The sequence below is a fragment of the Pantoea phytobeneficialis genome, from assembly GCF_009728735.1.
In the GTDB taxonomy this organism is placed as follows: domain Bacteria; phylum Pseudomonadota; class Gammaproteobacteria; order Enterobacterales; family Enterobacteriaceae; genus Pantoea; species Pantoea phytobeneficialis.
Map to the genome: position 1 here is coordinate 213,702 of NZ_CP024639.1, position 11,099 is coordinate 224,800.

13 protein-coding genes are annotated in these 11,099 nt (G+C 56.6%); 12 read left to right on the top strand and 1 reads right to left on the bottom strand.

What is annotated here, in order from left to right:
- Positions 1–18: 18 nt before the first annotated feature.
- The 12 genes from nifK (at position 19) to nifM (ending at position 10,791) form a co-directional block, all read left to right on the top strand.
- Positions 19–1,581, top strand: coding sequence for a nitrogenase molybdenum-iron protein subunit beta (gene nifK / locus CTZ24_RS24970; protein WP_208726914.1), 1,563 nt, complete (start codon positions 19–21; stop codon positions 1,579–1,581).
- 41 nt (positions 1,582–1,622) lie between these two features.
- On the top strand, positions 1,623–1,853 hold the full coding sequence (gene nifT, locus CTZ24_RS24975) for a putative nitrogen fixation protein NifT (RefSeq protein ID WP_208726915.1): 231 nt from the start codon (positions 1,623–1,625) through the stop codon (positions 1,851–1,853).
- The gene (locus tag CTZ24_RS24980; protein WP_208727093.1) at positions 1,853–2,515 is read left to right on the top strand and encodes a NifB/NifX family molybdenum-iron cluster-binding protein; all 663 of its coding nucleotides are present in this window, start codon (positions 1,853–1,855) and stop codon (positions 2,513–2,515) included. The genes nifT and CTZ24_RS24980 overlap by 1 nt, the downstream gene beginning before the upstream one ends.
- A 163-nt stretch (positions 2,516–2,678) precedes the next feature.
- Positions 2,679–4,052 (top strand): nitrogenase iron-molybdenum cofactor biosynthesis protein NifE, encoded by a 1,374-nt coding sequence (nifE, locus tag CTZ24_RS24985; protein ID WP_208726916.1) that lies wholly within the window; start codon positions 2,679–2,681, stop codon positions 4,050–4,052.
- A 15-nt stretch (positions 4,053–4,067) separates the two neighbouring features.
- A complete protein-coding gene (nifN, locus tag CTZ24_RS24990) occupies positions 4,068–5,441 on the top strand; it encodes a nitrogenase iron-molybdenum cofactor biosynthesis protein NifN (RefSeq protein ID WP_208726917.1) in 1,374 nt (457 codons plus the stop codon).
- A complete protein-coding gene (locus CTZ24_RS24995) occupies positions 5,428–5,886 on the top strand; it encodes a NifB/NifX family molybdenum-iron cluster-binding protein (protein WP_036626047.1) in 459 nt (152 codons plus the stop codon). The genes nifN and CTZ24_RS24995 overlap by 14 nt, the downstream gene beginning before the upstream one ends.
- A 203-nt stretch (positions 5,887–6,089) precedes the next feature.
- Positions 6,090–6,914: a Fe-S cluster assembly protein NifU gene (gene nifU / locus CTZ24_RS25000; RefSeq protein WP_208726918.1), complete on the top strand. Its 825-nt coding sequence runs from the start codon at positions 6,090–6,092 to the stop codon at positions 6,912–6,914.
- 29 nt (positions 6,915–6,943) lie between these two features.
- Positions 6,944–8,146, top strand: coding sequence for a cysteine desulfurase NifS (gene nifS, locus CTZ24_RS25005; protein WP_208726919.1), 1,203 nt, complete (start codon positions 6,944–6,946; stop codon positions 8,144–8,146).
- Between the two features lie 12 nt (positions 8,147–8,158).
- Positions 8,159–9,301, top strand: coding sequence for a homocitrate synthase (gene nifV / locus CTZ24_RS25010; RefSeq protein ID WP_208726920.1), 1,143 nt, complete (start codon positions 8,159–8,161; stop codon positions 9,299–9,301).
- Position 9,302: 1 nt separating this feature from the next.
- On the top strand, positions 9,303–9,560 hold the full coding sequence (locus CTZ24_RS25015) for a nitrogenase-stabilizing/protective protein NifW (RefSeq protein WP_208726921.1): 258 nt from the start codon (positions 9,303–9,305) through the stop codon (positions 9,558–9,560).
- A complete protein-coding gene (locus CTZ24_RS25020; protein ID WP_021183958.1) occupies positions 9,557–9,994 on the top strand; it encodes a nitrogen fixation protein NifZ in 438 nt (145 codons plus the stop codon). Before CTZ24_RS25015 ends, CTZ24_RS25020 begins: the two co-directional genes overlap by 4 nt.
- 5 nt (positions 9,995–9,999) lie before the next feature.
- A complete protein-coding gene (gene nifM / locus CTZ24_RS25025; RefSeq protein ID WP_208726922.1) occupies positions 10,000–10,791 on the top strand; it encodes a nitrogen fixation protein NifM in 792 nt (263 codons plus the stop codon).
- Positions 10,792–10,824: 33 nt separating this feature from the next.
- Here nifM and CTZ24_RS25030 read toward each other — a convergent pair.
- The coding region (locus CTZ24_RS25030) for a transposase (RefSeq protein ID WP_208724128.1) at positions 10,825–11,099 on the bottom strand (275 nt) is incomplete at its 5' end.

Genomic DNA, 11,099 nt, shown 5'->3' on the forward strand with positions numbered 1-11,099 from the left:
GCGCGGGAGGAGAAAAACATGAGCCAGACTGTTGATAAGATTCATAATTGTCATCCCTTATTTGAACAGGATGAGTACCAGAAACTGTTCAGTGGCAAACGATCTCAGGAAGAAGCCTGGGATCAGGCACGGGTGCAGGAGGTATTCCAGTGGACGACGACTGCCGAATATGAAGCCCTGAATTTCAAACGCGAAGCGCTGACCATTGATCCGGCCAAAGCCTGCCAACCATTGGGCGCGGTGCTCTGCTCGCTGGGGTTTGCCAACACCCTGCCCTACGTACACGGTTCTCAGGGATGCGTGGCCTATTTTCGCACCTATTTTAACCGTCATTTTAAGGAGCCGGTGGCCTGCGTGTCAGACTCGATGACCGAGGATGCGGCGGTATTCGGTGGCAATAACAATATGAATACCGGGCTGCAAAACGCCAGCACCCTGTATAAACCGGACATCATCGCCGTCTCCACCACCTGCATGGCAGAGGTGATTGGCGATGATTTACAGGCGTTTATCGCGAACGCCAAGAAAGAGGGTTTTGTCGATGCCAGCCTGCCGGTGCCGTTCGCACATACACCGAGTTTTATCGGCAGCCATATCACCGGCTGGGACAATATGTTTGAGGGGTTTGCCAAAACCTTCACGGCCGATCACCAGGCGCAACCCGGCAAAATTCCCCGCCTGAATATGGTGACTGGCTTCGAAACTTATCTGGGCAATTACCGTGTATTGAAGCGCATGATGGCGGAAATGGCGGTGCCCTGTAGCCTGCTGTCTGATCCCTCTGAGGTGCTGGATACGCCGGCAGATGGTCACTATCACATGTACGCCGGAGGCACCACGCAGCAGGAGATGCGTGAGGCTCCCGATGCCATCGACACCCTACTGCTGCAACCGTGGCAACTGGTAAAAAGCAAAAAAGTGGTACAGGAGATGTGGAATCAGCCTGCGACTGAGGTGCAGGTGCCAATGGGGTTGGCTGCGACCGACGACCTACTGATGACCATCAGCCAGCTCACCGGCAAACCCATCCCCGCTGCGCTGGCGCTGGAACGTGGCCGCCTGGTGGATATGATGCTGGATTCCCACTCCTGGCTGCACGGTAAAAAATTCGGGCTGTATGGCGACCCGGATTTCGTTATGGGCTTAACACGTTTTCTGCTGGAGCTGGGCTGTGAGCCAACGGTGGTGTTGTGTCACAACGGCAACAAGCGCTGGCAGAAAGCCATGAAAAAGATGCTGGAAGCGTCACCCTATGGCAAAGAAAGTGAAGTATTCATCAACTGCGACCTGTGGCATTTCCGCTCACTGATGTTTACGCGTCAGCCGGACTTTATGATCGGTAACTCCTACGCCAAATTCATCCAGCGCGACACCCTGGCGAAAGGCGAGCAATTTGAGGTGCCGCTCATTCGTCTTGGCTTCCCGTTGTTCGATCGCCACCACCTGCATCGCCAGACCACCTGGGGCTACGAAGGTGCCATGAGCATGCTCACCACGCTGGTGAACGCCGTGCTGGAGAAAGTGGACAAAGACACCATCAAACTCGGCAAAACCGATTACGGCTTTGACCTTATCCGTTAACCATCATGCGCCCCGCCGGAGCGGGGCCACAGGAGGACGTGATGCCAAGGGTGATTTTTCGACAACGTGGTGCCGACTTGTATTGTTATATCGCCAAGCAGGATCTGGAGGCCAAAGTGACGCAGGTTGAACATGATACGCCGGAACGCTGGGGCGGAGCGATTTTGCTGGAGGGGGGGCGTTGCTACTACGTCAGCGAGCAGCCGGGACGTCCGAACTTCCCGGTGAGCCTGCGCGCCAGCCGCGATGCACAAATGCAGGAGGGGAGATGATGTCTGATAACGATGTACTTTTCTGGCGTATGCTGGCGCTGTTTCAATGCCTGCCGGAGTTACAACCTGCGCAGATCATGGCCTGGCTGACCCACGATTTGGATGAAGCGCTGACCCCTGCCCGCCTCGCGGCTTTCACTCAGCGTCAGCTCGAAGCCAACTTTCCTGGTCAGGAGGTGATGATGTCACCGGGACGCTGGTCACGCATTCGATCCTGTCTGCGCGGGGAGTTGCCCTGGCATCTGCATATTGAAACCTTGCCGCAGCGGAAACCCCAGTTGCGCGTAGCCTTTTGTTCGCAGGACGGTCTGATGATCAATGGCCATTTTGGTCAGGGGCGGTTGTTCTTTATTTACGGTTTTGACGATGAGGGGTGCTGGCTGCACAGCTTGCGCCGTTATCCTTCTGCGCCGCAGGAGGATGAGCCAAATGAAGTTCGGGCGAAGTTACTGGATGACTGCCAGTTATTGTTTTGTGAAGCGATTGGCGGACCAGCAGCAGCCCGGTTGATCCGTCACAACATCCACCCGATGAAAGTGGCACCCGGACTGGCGATCTCGTCCCAGTGCGACAACATCAAAACGCTGCTTGCCGGACGATTACCGCCGTGGCTGGCGAAACGACTCGACCGTGCCAATCCGTTAGAAAGCCGCGTGTTCTGATCCGCCCTCTGCCTCACAAGGCACAGTGTGTCTTGTGGGGTCCCTGTCGTCATTGTCTGCTTTGTCGTAAAAACGACAACATTTTCTTCTTTAAAATCAATGCGCATTAGCTGGTCTGCGATTTGCAACAGGCAAGGTAACCCAATCTGTCAATGAGGTCACTATGAAGGGGAACGAGATACTGGCGCTGCTGGATGAGCCTGCCTGTGAGCATAACCACAAACAAAAGTCCGGTTGTAGCGCGCCAAAACCCGGCGCGACGGCGGGAGGTTGCGCCTTTGATGGCGCGCAAATCACGCTGCTACCGATTGCCGATGTGGCGCATCTGGTTCATGGCCCAATCGGTTGCACCGGCAGTTCCTGGGATAATCGCGGCAGTTTCAGTTCGGGGGCGCTGATTAACCGGCTGGGCCTGACCACCGATTTAAATGAACAGGATGTGATCATGGGTAATGGGGAGCGCCGCTTATTTCACGCGGTGCGGCATATCGTCAATCGTTACCATCCGGCGGCGGTATTTATCTATAACACCTGTGTCCCGGCGATGGAGGGTGACGATATCGAGGCGGTGTGCCGGGCGGCGGCAACCGCCACCGGCGTGCTGGTGATCGCCATTGATGTTGCCGGTTTTTATGGCAGCAAAAACCTCGGTAATCGGCTGGCCGGGGAGATGATGGTCAAACAGGTGATTGGTGGGCGTGAACCGGCCCCGTGGCCCGAAGATTCCCCTTTTCTGCCGGAACATCGTCACGATATTGGTTTGATCGGTGAATACAATATCGCCGGGGAGTTCTGGCATATCCAGCCGTTGCTGGATGAACTGGGCATTCGCGTGCTGGGTACCCTGTCCGGTGATGGACGTTTCGCCGAGATCCAGACGTTGCATCGTGCGCAGGTCAATATGCTGGTGTGCTCCCGCGCGTTAATCAACGTGGCGCGCGCCCTCGAACAACGCTATGGCATCCCGTGGTTTGAAGGCAGTTTCTACGGTGTGCGTGCCACTTCGGAATCCCTGCGGCAGTTGGCCGCGTTAACCGAAGATCACGACCTGATGCGGCGTACCGACGCCGTGATTGAGCGTGAAGAACAGGCGGCTAATCAGGCTCTGGCCCCCTTCCGAGAGCGCCTGCGTGGGCGCAAAGCGCTGCTTTATACCGGTGGCGTGAAATCCTGGTCGGTGGTGTCGGCGTTACAGGATCTGGGTATGACCGTGGTTGCCACCGGTACGCGAAAATCCACCGAAGAGGATAAACAACGTATCCGCGAGCTGATGGGCGACGATGCTTTGATGCTGGATGAAGGTAACGCCCGCACCTTGCTCGATGTGGTGTATCGCTACCAGGCAGACATGATGATCGCCGGTGGGCGCAACATGTATACCGCCTATAAAGCACGGCTGCCGTTCCTCGATATCAATCAGGAACGTGAGCATGCCTATGCGGGATATCGGGGCATTGTCACCCTGGCCGAGCAACTGTGCCAGACGCTGGAAAGCCCGATATGGACCCAAACCCATGCGCGCGCACCGTGGCATTAATCACAGGAGCAGGTTATGGCAGAGATTATTCGTTCGAAAAAACCGTTAGCCGTCAGCCCGATCAAAAGTGGACAGCCGCTGGGGGCCATCCTTGCCAGCATGGGGTTTGAACACTGTATCCCGCTGGTACATGGTGCGCAGGGGTGCAGCGCCTTTGCTAAGGTGTTTTTTATCCAACATTTTCACGACCCGATCCCACTGCAATCCACCGCGATGGACCCGACGTCGACCATTATGGGGGCCGACGACAATATCATGACGGCGCTCAACACGCTGTGTCAGCGCAATAACCCGAAAGCTATCGTGCTACTCAGCACCGGGTTGTCGGAGGCGCAGGGTAGCGATATTTCCCGCGTGGTACGTCAGTTTCGCGAGGCCTCTCCACGCCATAAAGGGGTGGCGCTATTAACCGTCAACACCCCCGACTTTTATGGCTCGCTGGAGAATGGTTTCAGTGCCGTGGTGGAAAGCATGATTGAGCAATGGATACCGGAAACCCCGCTGCCTGCGGGAAGGAACCGACGCGTCAACCTGCTGTTGAGCCATCTGATCACCCCCGGCGATGCGGAGTTACTGCGCAGCTATGTCGAGGCGTTTGGCTTGCAGCCCGTGATGGTGCCGGATCTGTCGTTATCGCTCGATGGACATCTGGCGAGCGGCGACTTTTCTCCGGTGACACAGGGGGGCTCGTCCCTGTCGCAGATAGAACAGATGGGACAGAGCTTGTGCACCTTCGCCATCGGTGTCTCACTGTCGCATGCTGCTGCGCTGCTGGGCAGACGCAGTCGTGGTGAGGTGATCGCCTTGCCGCATCTGATGACGCTGGATTTCTGCGATCAATTTATCAATCAACTGAAGTTGATCTCCGGTCGCAACGTACCAGGCTGGATTGAACGGCAGCGCGGGCAGCTTCAGGATGCGATGATCGACTGTCATATGTGGTTGCAGGGGGTGCCGATAGCGATGGCAGCAGAAGGCGATTTGCTGGCGGCTTGGTGTGATTTTGCTGCCAGCCAGGGCATGGTACCCGGTCCGATTATTGCCCCGGTCAGCCAGAAGGGATTATCCCGTTTGCCGGTAGAAAAGGTGGTGATCGGTGACCTGGAGGATATGCAGGATCTGCTGCGTCTCACCCCGGCCAACCTGTTGGTGGCGAACTCGCATGCGGTCGATCTGGCACAGCACGCAGGTTTATCCCTGATTCGCGCCGGTTTTCCCATTTATGACCGGCTGGGCGAGTTTCGTCGGGTGCGGCAGGGTTATATGGGAATGCGCGACAGCCTATTTGAGCTGGCGAATGTGATGAGCCAGCACCACCATTCCCTTACGCCCTGGCACTCACCCTTACGTCAGCAATTTGCTCCGGGAGCACAGCATGTACCACATTAACCGGCAGTTCAGTACGGTCTGCGCTGAGGAGTGGCCGATGAAAGTGGCCTTCGCCAGTTCGGATTGTCTTCATGTTGACCAGCATTTTGGCGCGACCCCACGTCTGGTGGTGTATGGCGTAAAGGAACATGAAGTCATGCTGTTACGGGTGGCCGACTTTTCGGTATTTTCAGGTCATCTGGAGGAGAAAATCAGCTGCCGCATCAACGCGCTGGAAGATTGTGTCACCCTGTATTGTGTGGCAATCGGCGAAAGGGTGTTTCGCCAACTGCTACAAATTGGCGTGCGCGCCGTGCGTGTGCCGGCGACCACCACCATTGGGGAATTGCTCCAGGAAATACATCACTACTGGTACGACAAAGAGCAGCGCAAAAAGATGCGTGATCCCGAACGCTTCGCCCGACTGCTGGAGGAAAAGGAATGGGATGATAAAAACCTCCGCTAGTCGTTTCTCTGACACAACTGTGACAAACCCCACATTTAACCGCGACACTGATCGCGGTTTTTTTGCCACTTAATCATCTATCAAACTGAATATTAACGACTTTAATTTCTGGTACTGCTTTTGCTTGCTAGTGATATCCCGCTATTTATTACGCGGGGAAATGCGCCAAAGCGCTTTCCGTCATAGTCCTGGGAGCTGAAAGCATGTGGAATTATTCTGAGAAGGTGAAAGACCATTTCTTCAATCCCCGCAATGCCCGAGTGGTGGATGAAGCTAACGCGATTGGCGACGTGGGATCCCTGAGCTGTGGCGATGCCCTGCGACTGATGCTACGGGTTGACCCGGAAAATGAAACCATCCTGGAAGCCGGATTTCAGACCTTTGGTTGCGGCAGCGCCATTGCCTCTTCGTCGGCCCTGACCGAGCTGATTATTGGCCGCACCCTTGCTGAAGCGGAGCTGGTCACCAATCAACAAATCGCTGACTACCTCGATGGCCTGCCGCCGCAAAAAATGCATTGTTCGGTGATGGGCCAGGAAGCCCTCCATGCGGCGATTGCCAATTATCGCGGCCTGACACTCGACGATGACCACGAGGAAGGCGCGCTGATTTGCAAATGCTTCGGCGTTGATGAGGGACACATTCGCCGTGCCGTGCTCAGTAACGGCCTGACCACGCTTGAGGAGGTGATTAACTACACCAAAGCGGGCGGCGGCTGTACTTCCTGCCATGAAAAAATCGAGCTGGCGCTCGCCACTATTCTCGCCAGCGCTCCCGAAGCCACCGCCCCGCTTAGCCCCGCTAAAGATCCGCACTGGCAGGAGGTGATGGAAACCATTACCGAGTTGCGTCCCCATATTCAGGCCGATGGCGGTGATATGTCACTGGTCAATGTTGCCAATCACACCGTCACCGTCAGCCTGACCGGCAGTTGCAGCGGCTGCATGATGACCGATATGACCCTCGCCTGGTTGCAGCAAAAGCTGATGGAACGCACCGGTTGTTATATGGAAGTGGTCGCGGCTTAGACCGTCGTTAACGATAGGGGAATACGCATATGAAACAGGTTTATCTGGATAACAACGCCACCACCCGTATTGATCCGATGGTGCTTGAAGCGATGATGCCGTTCTTAACTGACTATTACGGTAATCCCTCCTCGATCCATGACTTCGGCACGCCGTCGCGGGCTGCATTAGAACGCGCACATCAACAGGTGGCGGCGCTGCTGGGGGCGGAACACAGCAGTGAAATTATCTTTACCTCCTGCGCCACCGAAGCCACCTCCACCGCGATCCATAGCGCAGTCGAAGCACAGCCGGAGAGACGGGAAATCATTACCACCGCGGTAGAACATCCGGCCACGCTGGAGGTGTGTGAATATCTCGAACGTCAGGGTTACCTGATTCATCGGCTGGCGGTCGACAGCGAGGGTGCCATCGATATGGCGCAGTACCGACAAGCGTTGAGTCAGCGGGTGGCGCTGGTGAGTGTCATGTGGGCCAATAACGAAACCGGGGTGATGTTTCCGGTGGAGGAGATGGCAACGCTGGCACATGAGTCTGGCGCCTTGTTTCACTGCGATGCGGTACAGGTGGTGGGAAAGATCCCTCTCAATGTCCGGCAAACGAACATCGATATGCTCTCCTGCTCTGCCCACAAACTGCACGGCCCGAAAGGGGTAGGCTGCCTTTATTTGCGGCGCGGCACGCGCTTCCGACCGTTGCTGCGCGGCGGTCACCAGGAACGGGGACGCCGTGCTGGTACGGAAAACATTGCCGGCATCGTGGGTATGGGTATGGCGTGCGAGCTGGCGCAGGTGCATCTGCCAGGGATGAGCACCCTCGCCCGGCTACGGGATCTCCTTCAGGAAAGCGTGGTCGCGCACGTTCCCTCCGTCAGGGTGATGGGTGGCAAGTCGCCACGCGTGCCTGGCACCGTCAATCTGGCGTTTGAATATATCGAAGGGGAAGCCATTTTGTTGCTGCTGAATCAGGCCGGGATTGCGGCTTCCAGCGGTAGCGCCTGCACCTCGGGATCGCTGGAACCCTCGCATGTGATGCGGGCAATGAATATTCCCTACACGGCTGCGCACGGCAGCATTCGTTTCTCGTTATCTCGTTACACGCGGGAAAAAGAGATTGAGTACGTCATCCAGACACTGCCCGCGATTATCGCCCGCCTGCGCTTGCTGTCGCCTTACTGGCAGGACGGTAAACCCGCCCCGGAACAAGCCGCCTTTATGCCCACTTACGGTTAAGGAGTGACAGCGATGTCTACGGTGTTGATCAATGATACCACCCTGCGCGACGGTGAGCAGAGTCCCGGCGTTGCGTTTCGCGCCAGTGAAAAAATTGCTATCGCAGAAGCGTTATTTGATGCCGGTATCACGGCAATGGAAGTGGGCACCCCGGCTATGGGCGAGGAGGAACGCACTCGTATCCAACTGGTACGCCGCCATCTGCCCGCTGCCATCTTGATGACCTGGTGTCGGATGAGCGGTGACGAGATTCGTCAGAGCGCAGAGCTGGGGATGGACTGGGTCGATATCTCCCTGCCCACCTCCGAGAAGCTGCGGCAGTACAAATTACGCGAGGCACTGCCGGTGCTGCTGGAGCGGCTTGCCAACCTCATTGTGTTGTCGCGCTCGCTGGGGATGAAGGTTTGTGTGGGATGTGAAGATGCCTCCCGCTCCAGTGACAACGATCTGCGCTTGGTGGCGGAGGCGGCGCGGGAAGCCGGCGCACAACGGTTACGCTTTGCCGATACCCTTGGTGTACTTGATCCCTTCACCACCGCAGCCCGTATCTCCGCGTTGCGTAGCGTCTGGCCGTCAGAAATTGAAATGCATGCGCACGATGATTTGGGTCTGGCAACGGCCAATACGCTAGCCGCCGTTCAGGCTGGCGCAACCAGTGTGAACACCACGGTGCTGGGATTGGGTGAACGCGCGGGTAATGCTGCGCTGGAGACCGTTGCGCTCGGTCTCAGCCGTTGCCTGGGGCAGGACTGCGGCGTCGATTTTCGTTTGCTTCCTGCGCTGTGCCAGCAGGTCGCTACCGCCGCGCAACGTACCATTGACGTGCAGCGCCCGTTGGTGGGCGATCAGGTGTTCACCCATGAATCCGGCGTGCATGTCGCCGCCCTGCTGCGCGATCGCGAGAGTTATCAGGCCATCGATCCGGCGCTGGTGGGGCGGGAATATCGGCTGGTGCTGGGTAAACACTCCGGGCGGCAGGCGGTAGATGGGGTATTCAGCAAAATGGGATATACCCTCGACACGCTACAGATTGATCTGTTGCTGGCGGCGATCCGTCGCTTTGCCGAAAGCTGGAAACGTATCCCGCAGGATTACGAGTTGATCGCCCTTTATGACCAGTTGTGTGGTGAATCTGCATCAACGCTAAGGATCTAATATGCAATGGTTTTATCAGATTCCCGGCGTTGATGCGCTGGACACGGCGGAATCCTTTTTTGTGTTTTTTGCTGTCGATTACGATGCCACGCTGTTGAAGCCTTGTTGCCTGCCGGTGTTGCGCGAATTTCACCGCAAGATACGTGACAACGTGCCGTTGCAAAATCATCTCGAGGCTGAACCGCGTGCGCCCTGGCTGTTGGCCCGGCGCTTATTGGCTGAGAGTTATCAGCACTACACGCAAGGGAGTCAGGCATGAGAACAAAATTCGCCTTAGGCGATGAAGTCAGGGTAATCCGCGCCATCCGTAATGACGGCACCATGTACGGTTATGCGACGGGTGAGTTACTGGTTCGTCGCGGTAGTACCGGCTTTGTGCGTTCATGCGGGACTTTTTTGCTGGACCAGATTATTTATCAGGTCCACTTTCTCACCAGTGACATGATTGTCGGTTGTCGCGAGCAAGAGATTATCAGCGCAGCGGCGGCCTGGCATGCCGGGCATTTTCAGTATGGCGACAGCGTTATTTGTCGTCATACCCTGACGGTGGAGGGGAAAGTTGCGGTGCGGTCGGGGGCGCGTGGCCGCATTGAACGCACCGACCAGGGGGAGAATGGCGAAATCTATACCGTTATGTTTGGTGAACGCTGGTTCCAGGTCCCTGCCAGCGCCATCAAATTGCTGGAGGAATAACCGCCATGCCCGAACTGTGGGAACGTTTTTCCCGGCAACAACTGGCACAATCTCGCTGGCAGTGCTCACCGGAAGCGCTATCCGTCAGCCAACAGGCGGAGTTTCACCGGCTCTGGCAACGCCAGCGAAAGATGGAGTGTGCGCTGGCCGGAGCGGCGGGTAATGATCCTATCCCGGAAAAGCATCTTATCAGCGTGACAACGTCACTCAGTCCCCTGTTGGCTGAACAGGTTTTTTCTGACGCTGAACGGACGTCAATCATCCAGCATCATGCGCGCATGGAAATTCAACTGGCGCGCGTGGCAGAACAGGCCCCTGCACCCGATGAGTTGCAGGTGCTGGCCTGGTACCGACAACACCAGGACAAATTTATGCGCCCGGAGCAGCGTTTGTGCTGGCACCTGCTACTGACAACGGACAATGATCGCCCGGCCATGTATCACCAGATCCAGCAACTACGCCAGCAAATCATCACCTCCCGGCAGCACTTTAATTCACTGGCGCAACGCTGGTCTCATTGCCCCAGCGCGCTGGAGGGCGGCCGTATGGGCTGGATCAGCCGGGGTTTGCTGTTTCCTGAACTGGAAAGCGTCTTGTTTGCGATGAAACCGAATGGCGTGAGCCATCCGATTGAAACTCAACTCGGCTGGCATTTGCTATGGTGCGAAATGATTCGTCCACCTGCCCCTATGGAACAGAACGCTGCGCTGACGCAAGTGCGAACGATATTAACTCGTCAAAACCAGCAGCAATGGCTGCGACAATGGCTAAAGCTGCCAGGGTGTAATGGTGGGTAAAACTGACAGATTCCGTAGCTACCGTCTTGAACGTCAAGCGGTAGCTGCGTAATTTTCATCCCACTTCATCCGCGTTTTCAGCACCCCGAAGCACTGATGAACCAGCTTGCGCATCACCGCTCCAAGCGCGGCCTTGCTGGCTTTGCCCTTCGCGATTAGCCTCTGGTACAGCGCCTTCGCCGGGGCATTCCACCTGATCGCTACGATCGCCGCCATATACAGTTTCGCCCTTACGTCTGCCGGGCCTGTTTTTGACATCCGCGCACGCCCCCTGACTGAGCTCCCGGACGTTTTTTCCACCGGTACCA

Coding starts and splice junctions, on each gene's coding strand:
- nifK (WP_208726914.1), top strand. CDS start 19: ATGAGCCAGACTGTTGATAAGATTCATAATTGTCATCCCTTATTTGAA.
- nifT (WP_208726915.1), top strand. CDS start 1,623: ATGCCAAGGGTGATTTTTCGACAACGTGGTGCCGACTTGTATTGTTAT.
- CTZ24_RS24980 (WP_208727093.1), top strand. CDS start 1,853: ATGTCTGATAACGATGTACTTTTCTGGCGTATGCTGGCGCTGTTTCAA.
- nifE (WP_208726916.1), top strand. CDS start 2,679: ATGAAGGGGAACGAGATACTGGCGCTGCTGGATGAGCCTGCCTGTGAG.
- nifN (WP_208726917.1), top strand. CDS start 4,068: ATGGCAGAGATTATTCGTTCGAAAAAACCGTTAGCCGTCAGCCCGATC.
- CTZ24_RS24995 (WP_036626047.1), top strand. CDS start 5,428: ATGTACCACATTAACCGGCAGTTCAGTACGGTCTGCGCTGAGGAGTGG.
- nifU (WP_208726918.1), top strand. CDS start 6,090: ATGTGGAATTATTCTGAGAAGGTGAAAGACCATTTCTTCAATCCCCGC.
- nifS (WP_208726919.1), top strand. CDS start 6,944: ATGAAACAGGTTTATCTGGATAACAACGCCACCACCCGTATTGATCCG.
- nifV (WP_208726920.1), top strand. CDS start 8,159: ATGTCTACGGTGTTGATCAATGATACCACCCTGCGCGACGGTGAGCAG.
- CTZ24_RS25015 (WP_208726921.1), top strand. CDS start 9,303: ATGCAATGGTTTTATCAGATTCCCGGCGTTGATGCGCTGGACACGGCG.
- CTZ24_RS25020 (WP_021183958.1), top strand. CDS start 9,557: ATGAGAACAAAATTCGCCTTAGGCGATGAAGTCAGGGTAATCCGCGCC.
- nifM (WP_208726922.1), top strand. CDS start 10,000: ATGCCCGAACTGTGGGAACGTTTTTCCCGGCAACAACTGGCACAATCT.